The 15,754-nt window shown below is 69.7% G+C and carries 12 protein-coding genes; 9 read left to right on the top strand and 3 right to left on the bottom strand.

Annotated features, from left to right (window positions below; translation table 11 throughout):
* Positions 1 to 70: 70 nt before the first annotated feature.
* The gene (locus tag AB0E69_RS36880) at positions 71 to 568 is read left to right on the top strand and encodes a DUF3040 domain-containing protein (protein WP_360157467.1); all 498 of its coding nucleotides are present in this window, start codon (positions 71 to 73) and stop codon (positions 566 to 568) included.
* Between the two features lie 77 nt (positions 569 to 645).
* Here AB0E69_RS36880 and AB0E69_RS36885 read toward each other — a convergent pair whose 3' ends face one another.
* The 3 genes from AB0E69_RS36885 to AB0E69_RS36895 are packed head-to-tail and all read right to left on the bottom strand — an operon-like array spanning position 646 to position 5,285.
* On the bottom strand, positions 646 to 3,006 hold the full coding sequence (locus AB0E69_RS36885; protein ID WP_360157470.1) for a DUF3488 and transglutaminase-like domain-containing protein: 2,361 nt from the start codon (positions 3,004 to 3,006) through the stop codon (positions 646 to 648).
* The gene (locus AB0E69_RS36890) at positions 3,003 to 4,289 is read right to left on the bottom strand and encodes a DUF58 domain-containing protein (protein WP_360157473.1); all 1,287 of its coding nucleotides are present in this window, start codon (positions 4,287 to 4,289) and stop codon (positions 3,003 to 3,005) included. The genes AB0E69_RS36885 and AB0E69_RS36890 overlap by 4 nt, the downstream gene beginning before the upstream one ends.
* 3 nt (positions 4,290 to 4,292) lie before the next feature.
* A complete protein-coding gene (locus AB0E69_RS36895) occupies positions 4,293 to 5,285 on the bottom strand; it encodes a MoxR family ATPase (RefSeq protein ID WP_360157476.1) in 993 nt (330 codons plus the stop codon).
* A gap of 468 nt (positions 5,286 to 5,753) precedes the next feature.
* On the opposite strand from AB0E69_RS36895, the gene mraZ reads away from it, so the two are divergent.
* From mraZ to murD, 8 genes are all read left to right on the top strand, one after another.
* Positions 5,754 to 6,185 (top strand): division/cell wall cluster transcriptional repressor MraZ, encoded by a 432-nt coding sequence (mraZ, locus tag AB0E69_RS36900; protein ID WP_360157479.1) that lies wholly within the window; start codon positions 5,754 to 5,756, stop codon positions 6,183 to 6,185.
* A gap of 260 nt (positions 6,186 to 6,445) precedes the next feature.
* A complete protein-coding gene (rsmH, locus tag AB0E69_RS36905) occupies positions 6,446 to 7,411 on the top strand; it encodes a 16S rRNA (cytosine(1402)-N(4))-methyltransferase RsmH (protein WP_360157481.1) in 966 nt (321 codons plus the stop codon).
* Positions 7,411 to 8,019: a hypothetical protein gene (locus tag AB0E69_RS36910; RefSeq protein WP_360157484.1), complete on the top strand. Its 609-nt coding sequence runs from the start codon at positions 7,411 to 7,413 to the stop codon at positions 8,017 to 8,019. Before rsmH ends, AB0E69_RS36910 begins: the two co-directional genes overlap by 1 nt.
* 4 nt (positions 8,020 to 8,023) lie before the next feature.
* Positions 8,024 to 10,285: a penicillin-binding transpeptidase domain-containing protein gene (locus AB0E69_RS36915; RefSeq protein ID WP_360157487.1), complete on the top strand. Its 2,262-nt coding sequence runs from the start codon at positions 8,024 to 8,026 to the stop codon at positions 10,283 to 10,285.
* 50 nt (positions 10,286 to 10,335) lie between these two features.
* Positions 10,336 to 11,862, top strand: coding sequence for a UDP-N-acetylmuramoyl-L-alanyl-D-glutamate--2,6-diaminopimelate ligase (locus AB0E69_RS36920; RefSeq protein WP_360157490.1), 1,527 nt, complete (start codon positions 10,336 to 10,338; stop codon positions 11,860 to 11,862).
* Positions 11,859 to 13,253, top strand: coding sequence for a UDP-N-acetylmuramoyl-tripeptide--D-alanyl-D-alanine ligase (murF, locus tag AB0E69_RS36925; protein ID WP_360157493.1), 1,395 nt, complete (start codon positions 11,859 to 11,861; stop codon positions 13,251 to 13,253). Before AB0E69_RS36920 ends, murF begins: the two co-directional genes overlap by 4 nt.
* The gene (mraY, locus tag AB0E69_RS36930) at positions 13,250 to 14,317 is read left to right on the top strand and encodes a phospho-N-acetylmuramoyl-pentapeptide-transferase (RefSeq protein WP_360157496.1); all 1,068 of its coding nucleotides are present in this window, start codon (positions 13,250 to 13,252) and stop codon (positions 14,315 to 14,317) included. Before murF ends, mraY begins: the two co-directional genes overlap by 4 nt.
* Complete coding sequence (gene murD, locus AB0E69_RS36935) at positions 14,314 to 15,750, top strand: UDP-N-acetylmuramoyl-L-alanine--D-glutamate ligase (RefSeq protein ID WP_360157499.1); 1,437 nt, start codon at positions 14,314 to 14,316, stop codon at positions 15,748 to 15,750. The genes mraY and murD overlap by 4 nt, the downstream gene beginning before the upstream one ends.
* Positions 15,751 to 15,754 lie beyond the last annotated feature (4 nt).

Genomic DNA, 15,754 nt, shown 5'->3' on the forward strand with positions numbered 1-15,754 from the left:
TGAGGGAGCTGTGAGCGACACGCCGGGGTGAACGGGTTTGGGCCGCCCGATGCGGGGCAGTTGCCGGACCGTGACGCGCTGGACAGGCGGTCAGGGTTTCGTGTGGGACCGCCGCGTCCTAGACTGGAGGCGGCCTATCGAGATCGCGCTCATCATGGAGGGATCGACGGTGCCCCTCTCGGAAGAAGAGCAGCGCCAGTTCGAGCAGCTCGAACGTGCCCTTGCTGCGGAAGACCCGAAGTTCGTTTCCGCCATGCGTGGGACCAATGTGCGCTTGTACTACAAGCGCCGGGCAGTGCTTGCCGGCGTCGGATTTGTGCTGGGCATCGCGGTACTGATGACCGGCGCGATCATCCCCAACACCATCATCGGTGTGATCGGCTTCGTGATGATGGTCGCCTGCCTGTACATCGCGGCGCTGAGCATGAAGCGGATCAGCAACGCCGGGGAGTCCGACGACATCCCGCCGCCGCCACCGACCAAGCGACGGACCAAGCACGACTCGTCCGGCAGCTTCATGGAACGGATGGAAGACCGCTGGCGCCGCCGCCGCGACGAAGACCTCTGACAAACGCCCACTCACCACACCCGTGCCCCAGGCGCGGGTGTGTTCGTTTGCCCCACTGACCCGCCCATGGCCGGGGGTCAGCTGTTGGCGTGGCGGCCCTTGGGGAGGACCAGGGAGCGAAGGCGGGCGAGCAGTAGGTCGAACTCGTCCAGGAGGTCGGAGGCCTCGTTCGTGCCGCGGCTCAGGTACCAGCGCCAGGACGGCGGCAGGAAGCGGGCCCGCACCCGCCGGCGGCGGGGGACCTGGACCCAGAGGGCTTTGCGGACCTCGGCTGTCTCGGGGCGGAGATCGACCGCGGCCGCGGAGGTACCGGCGTACCGCAACGCCTCGATGCCGCGCGCGAGCCCGAGCGCAGCCGGATGCGCCGACTCAGGGAGCTTCGTCACCAGCCACTGACCCGTCTGCCGCGGCGTCGCGATCTCGGACCAGTCCAGCCCCAGATCGCGGGACGTGTCCCGGATCTCGGCCCACAGACCTTCAGCGCTCGCCCGCCCCGGCGGACGCGCGAACCGCCGTCGCCGCTGGAGCACTCGTGCCAGCCACGGGATGGAGAGCAGCAGGAGCAGCGCCAGGATGCCGGCCATCACCTGTCCGCCGCCGTTGGTGAACCAGTTGCCCGAGCCAACGACCGCGACGCCGTTGTCGATCGGCAGGTTCGGGTCGTGCTGCGGCTTGTCGACGCCCGGAGTGTCCTGCCCGCCCGGGGTGACCGGCGCCTGCGACGGCTGGGTCGTCGGGTTCGTCGAGTCCTGGGACGGCACCGTCCAGGCCGGCGTGTTCACCGCGCGGGCGGCCGGTGTCGGCTCGAAGCGGACCCAGCCGACACCCTGGAAGTACAGCTCCGGCCACGCGTGCATGTCGTGCATCCGGACCGTGTACTCGCCGTCCTTGCCGGACGTCCCCGGCAGGAAGCCGATCCCGACCCGGGACGGGATCTCGAGGATCCGGGCCAGCAGCGCCATCCCGGTCGCGAACTGCTCGCAGTACCCGGTCTTGTTCACGGTCAGGAACTGCTCCAGCGCCTTCATCCCGCTGCCGGGCGCGTTCTGCGTCGAGTACGTGAAGCTTCCGGTACTGCGGAACCAGTTCTGGATCTGGACGGCTTCCTCGAACTTGTTGCCGCCGGCGCCCTCCGCGAGCTGGTTCGCCAGGTCCCGGATCTTCTTCGGCGTCTTCGGCGGCACCAGGCTGGTGTACTCGTCCGGCTCGCCGCTGGAGATCGCCGCGTGCAGCTGCTCCGGCGTCGGCTGCAGGTCGTACGACGTGAGGCTGTACTTCTTCCCGCCGACCACCGAGCCGTTCGACGACACGATGTCCAGCGCGCCGGCGTCGAACCGCCAGTCCCGCTTCAGCGAGATCGAGTGCACGGGGTAGGGGACCGGCGCGAACTGGGACCGGAAGTTCCGGTCGACGTCGATCTCCATCCTGTTCTGCTTGGCCCTGGTCAGGTCACCGCTGTAACCCGGCGGCGGTGTCAGGTCGCCGTTGATCTTGCGGCCTTCCTGCCGCGGTGCGATCCGCCACTGGTTGCCGTCGAAGAGGTCGAGGGCGGTCAGCCGCAGGTAGCTGCCGCCGGTCGGGCCGCCCTTGTACCGGAGGGCGACGACGTTGTCGCCGCGCTTCAGGTTCTTGCCCATGTCCAGCATCGGGTCGGTGGACGAAATCGACGCACCGATCCCGGTCCCGGTCCCGCCGCCGGCGAGGCCGTTGCCGATCACGCCTTCGGGCAAGGCCGGCAGCAAGGCGGGCAGCAGGGCCGCGAGCGCGACCACGGTCAGCCCGATCCGTCGGCCGGCCTGCCCGAGCGCGGACGCCTCCACGGGCTCGGCCGCGTCCAGGTGCGAGACGCCGGAGATGCGACGTCCCCAGCGGCTGAGCCGGCTGCGGCCCTCCGCGGACAGCAGCACGATGTAGCCGATGGCGGGCGGGATGAACAGCAATGCCGGGAGCCCGCCGTGCACGGTCGCGGCCGGCACGGTGTACATGATCAGGAGCAGCAACCCGGCCCAAGCGGCCTGCCGCAGCTGTACGGCGATGATGTGGACCAGCAGGCCGGTCACCGAGATCACCGTGACCGCGAACATGGTCAGGTGCGAGTCCTGCGGCAGCGGCGCGCTGAAGCGGTTGATCGAGTCCATCGCGTCGACCATCCGCGCGTTCCACTCGATCGCCGTGCCCTTCCACGGGATCAGGCCGAACTTCATCGTGCCGTGCAGGAAGAACAGCGACAGCAGCTCCACCAGCGCGAGCAGCTGAACGACCGGTACGACCAGCCGCGGGGCGCGCAGGTTCTGCAGGCCGACGCCGATCCCGGTGATCAGTGCGCACAGGAACGCGCTGACGAACAGGAACGGCCCGGAGAACACCGGCGTGAGCACCAGCGACCCCAGCACGGTCGCCACCCACGCGGCGATGGAGATCCTTGCGTGACCGGTCATGCGATTCTTCCGCTCCGTAGTCCCAGGCTGGACCACACTGTGGGCATGTGGTCGCCGCGGCGGACTCTGGCGACTCGCCAGCCGTTGCGGCGCAGCTCGTTCTCGGTGGCGTCCGTAGCGGCCGTCAGGCGGGCCGCCTTCTCGGTCGCCTCGGCGCCGACCGCCCAGCTTGCGGCGTCCAGCAGCAGGGCGACACCGGTCGCCTGGCTGGTCCGCCAACGGTTCAGGGCGATGACGTCATCGGTGCTGCACGCGCCGACGATCGCGATCGCCAGGCTCGGCTCCTGCATGTTCCGGTCGACGGTCAGCAGCGGCGCGATCTCGGCGTACTTGTGCTCCTCGACGGTCGCGCACTCGGTCAGCAGCTGCTGCGACGTCAACGGCTGGTGGACCGCCGTCGACGACCGGTGGTTGATCGCGGACAGCGTGGTCGGCCCACCGAGCAGCGTGGTCACGTACCCACGCCGGATCCGGTCGGTACCGATCGAGGCGGCCGCACTGACCGCCCACTCCAGGCTGGACGACGGACCGTGCCCGTGGTGCGAGACCGTCCGCGCGTCCAGGAACATCGCGCACCGGCTCTGCCACGGCTGCTCCTCGCGCCGGACCATCAGCTCGCCGCGCCGGGCCGTCGACCGCCAGTGCACCCGGCGGAGGTCGTCGCCGTCGCGGTACTCGCGGACCGTCGCGTCCTCCTCACCGGCCGACGCGATCGCCCGCGGCCGGTTCTCGCCCGAGCCGGCCCGGTCCGCGCCGAGCCGGATCTCCGGCAGCCGGTACACCCGCGGGGTGACCAGCAGGTGCTGGCTGCGGGTGAAGGTCCGGCTCGTCTCGACCAGCCCGAACGGGTCGGCCACGGTCAGCATCAACGGCCCGACCTGGAACAGCCCCCGGACGTCGGACTTGACCGGGTAGGTCACGGTCCGCCGCCAGTTCGGGCTGACCCGGTCGACGACGAAGCGCGGCCGGTGGCCGAGCACGTACGGGATCCGGTCCTCGAGCAGCAGCAGCCCGGCCGGCATCCGGCCTTGGTTGCTGAGGGCAAGTTCCACGGTCGCCTGGGCGCCGACCGGGACCTGGTCCGGGGCGAGGCTGCGGCGTACCTGCAGCCGCAGCCGGGTCCGGCCGACCACGAGCGCGGCGACGATCGGCAACGCCAGCAGCAGGATGCCGACCCGGAGCAGGTCCTTCTGCCCGAGCAGCAACGCGCACAGCGATGCCGTGACGCCGGCCGCGACGAACGCCCGCCCTCGCGTGGTCAGTCCGCGCAGTGCCTGCCGCATGTCTCAGTCCCGGCGATTGCGGGGCAGTGCCACCGAGGACACCAGACCGGAGATGATGTCGGCTGCTCCGCGCCCACCGAGATGCGCTTCAGCCGCCGGCAGCACGCGGTGCGCGAGCACCGGTACCGCGAGCTCCTGGATGTCGTCGGGCAGCACGAACTCGCGCGAGTCGAGCGCCGCGGCCGCACGGGCGGCCCGGATCAGGTGCAGCGTCGACCGCGGGCTGGCGCCGAGCCGGAGCTCCTGCGACCGCCGGGTCGCGCCGACCAGTGCGACGGCGTACTCCTTCACCGACTCCGACACGTGCACCGACTGGACCGTCTTCACCAGGCGCAGGATCTGCTGCCCGTCGGTGACGGCCTGCAGGCTGAGCAGCGGGTCGTCCGCCGCGTGCCCGTCCAGCATCCGCAGCTCGGCGGCCGGCTCCGGGTAGCCCATCGAGACCCGGGCCATGAACCGGTCGCGCTGCGCCTCGGGCAGCGGGTAGGTGCCTTCCATCTCGATCGGGTTCTGGGTCGCGATGACCATGAACGGCGCCTCGAGCTGGTACGTCGTGGTGTCGACGGTGACCTGGCGCTCCTCCATCGACTCCAGCAGCGCGGCCTGGGTCTTCGGCGAGGCGCGGTTGATCTCGTCGCCGACGACGATGTTCGCGAACACCGCGCCGGGCTTGAACTCGAAGTCGCGGATCTCCTGGTTGAAGACCGAGACGCCGGTGATGTCCGACGGCAGCAGGTCTGGCGTGAACTGGATCCGGCGCACGCTGCAGTCGATCGACTTCGCCAGCGCCTTGGCCAGCATCGTCTTGCCGACGCCCGGTACGTCCTCGATCAGCAGGTGGCCCTCGGCCAGCAGGACCGTGACGGCGACCTCGATGACGTCGGGCTTGCCCTCGATCACCTGCTCGATCGCCCGGCGGACGCGTCCCGCCACCTCGGACAGCTCGTCGAAGTCCCCGGCTCCTGCCAGCGGCGAGCTGGTCGCGGTGGTGCTCACACTCGGTCCTCCCCATTCGTTGACGGCCGACACATTCTCACCCGCTGTAGGGGTCGGGCCTAGACCGGCAGAAATTTCGTTACCTGGCATTTCGGTGCTCATTGGCGCACGCCCTCACGGCGGGTCATCTGAAGTCGTCCCTCCCAGCGTACGGGTGGAAAAAGTCGCGCGTGCCGCGTACGACGCTCGGACTTCCCCTCTGGTTCACGCAGATCTTGCCCCGATGGTTCAACGCCGACGCCCCGGACGCCCCGGGGGAGCGAAGTGGAGGAGATCAGCGCGGGTCGAACGCCTGAGGCGGCAGCGACACGCGGGAGCGCAGGCGGCGGATTCAGGCGGCGCGTGGGGCGAATGGGGGCGAAGTTGGTTGACGGTGGTGCAAAGTGGAGTAAGGTGGAGCGCAGTGGAACTGAAGTGGTGGAAAGACAGCTCGCCTGAGACGGAGAGTCCGCAACGGGGAGGTGGAGCGTGTTCCTCGGAACTCACTTCCCCAAGCTCGACGACAAAGGGCGGCTGTTCCTGCCGGCGAAGTTCCGGGACGAACTGGCCGACGGCCTGGTGATCACGCGTGGACAGGAGCGTTCGCTGTCCGTGTGGCCGGAGCGTGAGTTCGTCCAGCTGACCGAGCAGCTGAAACAGGCCCCGATCACCAACAAAGGTGCCCGGGACTACCTGCGGATGCTGTTCGCCGGAGCCTCCAACGAGGTGCCGGACAAGCAGGGCCGGGTCACCATCCCACCGATGCTGCGCGACTACGCGTCACTGGACCGCGACTGCGTCGTCATCGGGGCGATGAACCGGGTGGAGATCTGGAACACGGAGAACTGGAACAGGTACTCGCAGGAGCAGGAGCAGGCGTTCGCCGATCTCTCCGAGGAAGTACTGCCCGGCATCTTCTGACCGCAACCAGAGCAACACCAGAGCGGCAGCGAGCAACACCAGAGCGACAGCTGAACAGAGTGCGAGGACACACCGACCGTCCGGTGAGATCACGGGTCCGACTTCCGACCTGGAGTGTTGGCGCCACTTCCCCGGCGCCAAGACCCTCGGGTACTTCCCCGGGAGGCGTACCCGCGATCTGACCGGACGGTGCTGTCTCCGCACCCACACATGACCTGCGGGGGCAGGGTCGCTCCCGCGGGCGACAAGAAGGGTCGAGGATGGACGCAGCGGAGCGGCACGTGCCGGTGATGCTGGAGCGCGTGGTCGCGCTGCTGGCTCCCGCACTCGCGCGTCCCGGCGCTGTCGTCGTCGACGCGACCCTCGGCCTCGGTGGTCACTCGGAGGCGTTCCTCCAGCAGTTCCCCGACGTCCGGCTGATCGGCCTGGACCGGGACCCGGCCGCGTTGCAACTGGCCGGCGAGCGGCTGGCGCCGTACCAGGAGCGGATGACGCTCGTGCACGCCGTGTACGACGAGCTGCCGCAGGTGCTCGCGGAGCTCGACGTACCGGCGATCGACGGCATCCTCTTCGACCTCGGCGTCTCCTCGATGCAGCTGGACGAGGCGGACCGCGGGTTCGCGTACGCACAGGACGCGCCGCTGGACATGCGGATGGACCCGACCGGCCCGACGACCGCGGCCGACATCGTCAACACCTACAGCGCGGCCGACCTGGCCCGGGTCCTGTTCCAGTACGGCGAGGAGAAGTTCGCCCGCCGGATCGCGGACCGGATCGTCCGGGAGCGGGAGACCGAGCCGTTCACGCACAGCGCGCGGCTGTCCGAGCTGGTCCGGAACGCGATCCCGCAGGCGGCCCGCCGGACCGGGGGACACCCGGCGAAGCGGACGTTCCAGGCGCTGCGGATCGAGGTGAACGGGGAGCTCGAGGTACTGCGTCGCGCGCTGCCGGCCGCGCTCGCGGCGCTCGCGGTGCACGGGCGGATCGTGGTGATGAGCTACCAGTCGCTCGAGGACCGGATCACCAAGCAGGTGTTCGCGGCCGGCACGAAGAGCGACGTACCGGACGACCTGCCGGTGATTCCGGCCGGACATGAGCCGTACCTGAAGCTGCTGACCCGGGGTGCCGAGCGGCCGACCGAGGAAGAGGTCGCGGCGAACCCGCGGGCTGCCTCGGCGCGGGTGCGGGCGGCGGAACGGATCCGGGAGAAGGGACTGGTGGCCTGATGAGTACTGTCTTCAGCCCGCAGAAGGCGCGGGTCACGCCGGCGGTCCCCGCGAAGAAGGCGGAGCCGCGGCTGCGGGTCGTGTACGGCGCGCCGTTCCGGCCGCCGCGGATGCCGTTCGTCATCTTCGTGGTGGCGCTGCTGGCGGCCGGTCTGGTCGGTCTGCTGCTGCTGAACACGGAGCTGCAGAGCGGGACGTTCCAGATCACCAAGCTGAACGCGCAGGCGGACCAGCTGCGGGACCAGCAGGAGTCGCTGGAGAAGCAGGTCCGGACGCTGGAGTCGCCGCAGAACCTGTCCGACCGGGCGCTCCGGATGGGCATGGTGCCGAACCCGAACCCGGTCTTCCTGCGGCTGTCCGACGGGCGGGTGCTGGGCGTGCCCGAGGAGGGCAAGGCCGGCACCGGTACGGCGATGTTCGGCCCCGGCACACCGACCGGCCAGGCCACCAAACCGCCGCTCGTGAAGCCGGTGGTGAAGCCGGTCGTCAAGCCGACCACCTCGGTCAAGACCACCACGGGAACCACGAAGCCGCCCACCGGTACGACGAAGCCGCCGACCGGGACCACTACGACGAAGAAGCCGCCCGCCACGACCACCGGGGGATGATCGGATGACGGACCGACGGGGCAACGAGCCACCACGCAACCGTGGCACCCGAGGCACGCCGCCTCGCACCACCCAGCCCCGTCGTCGATCCGCTACGGACAGCACCCGGGCCAATCCCGAGCGTCCGGAGTCCACCCGCGACCGCCTCCTCCGCAAGGCCCAGGAGGAGACTCGCACTCCGCGCCGCTCGGCTGCGAATGAGGCGGGTGAGCGGAGGCGTCGTCCGGCCCCGGACAGTGGTCGAAAGGCAGCTGCTCCTCGCAAGCAGGCGCCCAAGGCGCAGGCGGGTGGGTCGGCTCGGCCGGCGCCTCGCCGTGCAGTGGAGGGGCGGAAGGCGCCGGTCAAGAAGACTGCGAAGAAGACTGCGACGAAGACTGCCAAGAAGAGTCAGGCGCGGAAGCGGCCGCTGCAGAACAGGCCGCCGCAGAACAGGCCTAAGCCGCGGCCGCAGAAGAAGCGGGTGGTCAAGCCGCCGCGGATGTTGCGGTTGGGGCGGCCGGCGGTTCGGTTGCGGCTGACGTTCGGCGTGATGGCGTTCGTACTGTCGCTGTTCGCCGGGCGGCTGGTGTTGCTGCAAGGGGTGGACCCGGACAGCTACGCCCAGGCGGCGACCAAGGAGAACACCCGGCCGTTCATCCTGCATGCCTCGCGCGGCACGATCGAGGACCGCAACGGCGTCGAGCTGGCGGTGTCCGAGGACGCGGTGGCGATCACCGCGGACCCGTCGCAGACCAAGCCCGTCGCCCAGCAGCTGGCCGCGATCATCGCGGCGAAGGTGCCCGGCACGACGACCAGCAAGCTCGTCACGGACCTGACCGGCAAGGGCCGGTTCACCCGCCTCGCCCGCCAGGTCCCGCCGACGACGTGGACCGCGATCCAGGCCGAGATCAAGGCCGCGAACGCGACCATCGCCGCGCAGAACAAGGGCAAGCCGAAGGAACAGCAGGCCCCGCTCCTGGCCGGCCTCTACACCGAGGAAGACCCGGTCCGCAGCCACCCGAACGGCAGCGTCGCGTCGACGGTCGTCGGCGTGACCGGTACCGACGGCAAGGGCCAGTCCGGGCTCGAGTACGGCCTGAACGACAAGCTGTCCGGCCAGGACGGCAAGGCGATGTACGAGGTCGATGCCAAGGGCAACACGATCCCGAACGCGAACCACACCGTCGAGGAGCCGAAGCCCGGCGTCAGCGTCCAGCTGACCCTGGACCGCGACCTGCAGTTCTTCGCCGAGCGGCGGATCGCGCAGGCCGTCACGCAGTACCACGCCAGCGCCGGCACCGTGATCGTGATGGACGTGAAGTCCGGCGAGCTGATGGCGATGGCCAACTACCCGTCGTTCGACCCGAACGCGAAGAAGTACACCGCCAAGGACCTGAACAACCCGGCCCTGGAGCGCTCCTATGAACCGGGCAGCGTGCAGAAGGTGGTCACCATGGCCGCGCTCGCCGACGCCGGGTACATCAACCTGAGCACCAAGATCGCGGTGCCGGGCAGCATCGAGGTGCAGCGCCGGATCATCAAGGACCACTGGGACCACGGCCCGCTCCGGCTCACCATCTCTGGTGTCGTCGCGAAGTCGTCGAACGTCGGCACGATCATCGCCGCCCAGCAGATGCCGATCGCGCAGTTCGTGAAGTACCTGCACAACTTCGGCTTCGGGGAGCCGACCGGGCTGAACTTTCCGGGCGAGACCAAGGGCCTGCTCACGCCGGGCGACGAGTGGCCCGAGCTGACCCGCTCGAACGTCGCCTTCGGCCAGGGCCTCTCGGTCAACGCGGTCCAGGAGGCGGCCGCGGTGAACGCGGTCGCCAACGGCGGCGTGTTCGTCCCACCGAAGCTGGTCCGCAACTACGTCGCCGCCGACGGCACCGTGACCCCGAACCAGACCGCGCCCGCGCGCCGGGTGGTGAGCGAGAAGGCCGCCAAAGAGGTCACCACGATGATGGAGGCGGTGACCTCGAAGAAGGGCGGCACCGCACCGCTGGCCGCGATCGACGGGTACCTGGTGGCCGGCAAGACCGGTACCGCGCAGCAGGTCGATCCGAAGACCGGCAAGTACGGCAAGTGGGCGACCTCTTTTGCCGGATTTGCTCCCGCCGACAACCCACGGTTCGTGACGTACGTCGTACTGCACGATCCCGAGGGTGCGCGGGGTGGAGGTTTCCAAGGAGGGCCGGTGTTCCGAGACGTGATGAGCTACGCGCTGCAGAAGTACGTCGTCCCACCGTCAGGGGCGCAGCAGCCGAACATCCCCCTGACCTGGTGACGCCGGGTCAGGTGGGAGTCACAGGGTCCGGAGCGGTAGCCTCAGGGCCCGTGTCCACCCCTTCCGCCGCAGGCGGCGCGGTCGCAGCGATCAGGCCCCGGCACGTGGTGCCGGTGAGCCTCGCCGACCTGGCGAGCGTCGCCCATGCACCTGTACCGGCAACGACGCCGGCACGGGTGACCGGTGTTTCCCTAGACTCGCGCTCTGTTCTCCCCGGTGACCTGTACGCGGCTCTGCCCGGAGCGGTCACGCATGGCGCCGAGTACGTCGCGAAGGCGCAGCAGTCCGGCGCTGTCGCCGTACTGACCGACCCCACCGGCGCCGAGCGGGCCGCGGCAACCGGTCTCCCGGTGCTGGTGACCGACAACCCGCGCAGCGTGCTCGGCGCGGTCGCCTCCCGGATCTACGGTGAGCCGACCAGCGAGCTGCATCTGCTCGGCGTGACCGGTACCAACGGCAAGACGACCACCAGCTTCCTGCTGGACGCGGTACTGCGTGAGCTCGGGCCGGCAGCGTTGATCGGGACGATTCAAACGCGCGTTGGCGACGAGGTGGTGAAGAGCGTCCGGACCACCCCGGAGGCCACCGACCTGCAGGCGCTGTTCGCGGTGATGCGCGAGCAGGCGGTCGCGTGGTGCTCGATGGAGGTGTCGAGCCACGCCCTGGCGATGGGCCGGGTCGACGGTGCCCGGTTCGCGGTCGCGGGGTTCACCAACCTGACGCAGGATCACCTGGACTTCCACAAGACGTTCGAGGAGTACTTCGCCGCGAAGGCCTCGTTGTTCACCCCGGAGCGCTGCGATGTGGCCGTGGTGACCATCGACGACGAGTACGGGCGCCGCCTGGCCGCGCAGACCGTCGTACCGCTGGTCACGGTGTCCACCAGCGGACCGGCCGACTGGACGGTTGCCAACCGGCACCGGTCCGAGCACGGCACGACCGTCCTGGACATTCAAGGACCGAACGAGTCGCTGACCGTGGAGATCGCGCTGCCCGGTGACTTCAACGTGTCCAACGCGCTGCTGGCCACGGCCATGCTGCGGCAGCTCGACGTCCCCGCGGCCGCGATCGCGGCCGGGCTGCGGACGGCGACGATCCCGGGGCGGATGGAGACGTTCACCCGCGAGGACGGCCTGGCCGTGATCGTGGACTACGCCCACACACCGGACGCGATCGCGCTCGCGCTGAAGGCCGCCCGCGGCGCGACCAAGGGCCGGCTGCTCGCGGTCGTCGGCTGTGGTGGCGACCGGGACCCTGGGAAGCGGCCCGCGATGGGCGCCGAGGCGGCCCGGGCTGCCGACGTCGTGATCGTCACCGACGACAACCCGCGCAGCGAGGACCCCGCGACGATCCGTGCCGCCGCGCTCGAGGGGGCGCGGCAGGCCGTCCCGGACGCCGACCTGCACGAGATCGGCGACCGCCGGCAGGCGATCGCCGCCGCGATCGCGATGGCCGGTCCAGGAGACACCGTCATCGTGCTCGGCAAGGGCCACGAGACCGGCCAAGAGATCAGCGGCGTGATCCACCCGTTCGACGACCGCGAAACCGTGCATGAGCTGTTGGAGGCAGACCGGTGATCCCTGTCAGTTGCGGCGAGATCGCCGACGCCGTGCGCGGTGAGCTCGCGGGCGTCGACCCGTCGGCGGTCGTGGACGGCGCGGTGGTGATCGATTCGCGCGCGGCCGGACCGGGCGGGCTGTTCGTGGCCCTCCCCGGCGAACACGTCGACGGCCACGATTACGTCGGTACGGCGACCACGGCCGGCGTCACCGCCTCCCTCACCACGCGGCCGCTCGACGGCAGCCCGTGCATCGTCGTCGACGACGCCCAGCGCGCCCTCGGCGACCTGGCCCGGCTCGTGGTCAGCCGCCTACCGGACCTGACGGTGATCGGCCTGACCGGATCGTCCGGCAAGACCAGCACCAAGGACCTGATCGCCCAGCTGATCCGCCCGTACGGCGAGACCATCGCGCCGGAAGGCTCGTTCAACAACGAGATCGGCCACCCGCTCACGGCGCTCCAGGCGACCGAGCAGACGAAGTACCTGGTGGCCGAGATGGGCGCACGGAACAACGGCGACATCACCTACCTGAGCAGCATTACGCCACCGGCCATCGGTCTGGTGCTGAACGTCGGCACCTCGCACATCGGCTTCTTCGGCACCCAGGACAACATCGCGGTGGCCAAGGGCGAGCTGATCGAGGCGGTGACCCCGGGCGGTATCGCGGTGCTGAACGCAGACGACCACCGGGTGGCGGCGATGCGCAGCCGGACCAAGGAGCGGGTGCTGACCTTCGGCGAGGCGCCGGAGGCCGACGTCCGCGCCGAGGGCATCAAGCTCGACGGCGAAGGGCGGCCGTCCTTCACGCTGCACATCGGCGACTTCAGCGGCGACGTACAGCTGCAGTTCCTCGGCGAGCACTACGTCTCGAACGCGCTCGCGTCCGCGGCCGTCGGCATCGCCTGCGGCCTGACGCCGGACCAGCTCGTCGCCGGGCTGAACTCGGCGACCCGGGTCTCGGAGGCCCGGATGGCGCTGACCGAGCGCGCCGACGGCGTGACGATCATCAACGACGCCTACAACGCCAACCCGGACTCGATGCGGGCCGCGCTGAAGGCGCTGGTCGCCATCGGCCGGTCGCGGGAGGCCCGCACCTGGGCCGTGCTCGGCGAGATGCTCGAGCTCGGCGACACCTCGCGGGACGCGCACGACGCGATCGGCCGGCTCGCCGTACGGCTCGACGTCAACCGGCTCGTCGTCGTCGGCGCCGGGGCGAAACCCATTCATCTCGGTGCGTCGCTGGAAGGGTCCTGGGGCAACGAGTCGATGTACGTCGACACGATCCCGGAAGCCCTCGAGCTGCTGCGGTCCGAGCTGCGGCCGGGTGACCTGGTCCTGGTGAAGTCCTCGAAGGGGTCGAAGCTGCAGAGCCTCGCGGACGCCCTGGTCGCGGAGGACGTGCAGTGATCTCGATCCTGTTCGCCGGCGCCGTCTCGATGGTGCTGACGCTGCTCGGCACCCGCTGGGCGATCACGCTGCTCGCCAAACGCGGGTACGGCCAGGAGATCCGCGACGACGGCCCGACGTCGCACCACACCAAGCGCGGTACGCCGACGATGGGCGGCACCGTGTTCATCATCGCGACCATCGTCGGGTACTTCGCGGCGAAGCTGTTCACGATGACGGAGCCGACCGCGTCGGCCGTCCTGGTGCTGTTCCTGTTCGCCGGGATGGGTGCGGTCGGGTTCCTGGACGACTTCATCAAGATCTTCCGGCAGCGCAGCCTCGGCCTGCGGAGCAAGGCGAAACTGGCCGGCCAGACCCTGGTCGCGGTGGTCTTCGCGGTGCTCGCGTTGCAGTTCCCGGACGAGCGCGGGCAGCGGCCGGCGTCGCCGTTCATCTCGTTCATCCGCGACATCGGCTGGCTCGAGCTGCCGGCCGTCCTGGTGATCATCTGGATCCTGCTGCTGATCGCGGGGATGTCGAACGGCGTGAACCTCGCCGACGGTCTGGACGGTCTGGCCACCGGCGCGTCGATGATGGTGTTCGGCGCCTACACGCTGATCTGCATCTGGCAGTTCAACCAGAGCTGCGCGACCGCGCAGGGCGTCGGCGCGCGGTGCTACGAGGTGCGAGATCCGCACGACCTCGCCGTGGTCGCCGCCGCGCTGACCGGTGCTCTGTTCGGCTTCCTGTGGTGGAACGCGTCGCCGGCCAAGATCTTCATGGGTGACACCGGTTCGCTCTCGCTCGGCGGCGCGCTGGCCGGGATGGCCGTGATGACCCGGACCGAGCTGCTGGTACTGCTGCTCGGCGGTCTGTTCGTGGTGATCACCGCGTCGGTGATCCTGCAGGTCGGCTACTTCAAGATCACCCACGGCAAACGGCTGTTCCGGATGGCGCCTCTGCATCACCACTTCGAGATGCTCGGCTGGGAACAGGTGAACGTGGTGATCCGGTTCTGGATCATCCAGGGCCTGTGCGTCGTGATCGGTCTCGGGGTGTTCTACGCGGAGTGGGTGACCGGATGAGTCTGACGACCCGCACCGACGACGGTTGGGCGACCACCCGGTTCGTCGTCCTTGGCTTCGGTACGGCGGGGTACGCCTGTGCCGACTCGCTGATCCAGGCCGGCGCCGAGCACGTCGTCGTACTGGACGACCGCGACAACGAGGCGCTGCGCGAGAAGGGCCAGATCCTCGAGACGCTCGGCGCCACGATCACGCTCGGCCCGGGCAGTACGGCGGACCTCCCGAAGGACGTCGACGTCGTCGTCACGTCGCCCGGCGTACCGCCGCACGCCTCTCTGCTCGCGCAGGCGGCCGAGCGGGACGTGCCGATCTGGAGCGAGATCGAGCTCGCCTGGCGACTGAGGGATCCGGCCAACGCCGCGCCGTGGCTGTGCGTCACCGGCACCAACGGCAAGACCACCACCGTGCAGATGCTGACGGCCATCCTGCAGGCAGCCGGTCTCCGGGCTGTTGCCGCAGGCAACGTTGGGCTGCCGCTGCTCGAGGCCGTCATGGACCCGGAGCCGTACGACGTGATCGCGGTCGAGCTGTCCAGCTACCAGTTGCACTTCACGCACTCGATGTCCGCGCACTCCGCCGCCGTACTGAACCTCGCGCCGGACCACGTCGACTGGCACGGTTCGCTGGAGGCGTACGCCGCCGCCAAGGGCAAGATCTACGAGAACTGCCAGGTGGCCTGCATCTACAACGTCGCCGACCCCGCGACCGAGCACCTGGTCGAGGAAGCCGACGTGATCGAGGGCTGCCGGGCCATCGGTTTCACCCTCGGTACGCCGGGGCTCTCGATGCTCGGCATCGTCGACGACCTGCTCGTCGACAGGGCATTCGTCGAGCAACGGGCCACGTCCGCGCTCGAGCTGGCGACGATCGCCGACGTCACCCCGCCGGCACCGCACAACGTCGCCAACGCGCTGGCCGCGGCCGCCCTCGCGCGGGCGTTCGGCGTACCCGCGACCGCGGTCCGGGACGGGCTGCGCGGGTTCCGTCCGGACAAGCACCGGATCGCCCAGGTCGCTGAAGTTGCCGGGGTCAACTATGTCGACGACTCGAAGGCGACGAACCCGCACGCCGCGCAGGCTTCGCTGCTCGCCTACGAGCACGTCGTGTGGATCGCCGGCGGTCAGGCGAAGGGCGCGACCTTCGACGATCTGGTGATCGCCGCGCGCGACCGGTTGCGTGCTGTCGTCCTGCTCGGGCAGGACAAGGAAGTGATAGCGCAAGCTCTGGAGCGACACGCACCCGATGTCCCGAGGATCGTCGTCGAGGCAACGGACACTGGAGCAATGGAGATCGTGGTGGGGGAGGCGATGAAGCTTGCACAGGTCGGGGACACCGTGCTGCTCGCGCCTGGCTGCGCATCCTGGGACATGTTCGCCAACTACGGAGCCCGCGGCGACGCCTTCGCCGAAGCCGTTCGCTCCCTGCCGAACTGATCCG

The sequence above is a fragment of the Kribbella sp. NPDC026611 genome (genome assembly GCF_040638345.1).
Classification (GTDB): domain Bacteria; phylum Actinomycetota; class Actinomycetes; order Propionibacteriales; family Kribbellaceae; genus Kribbella.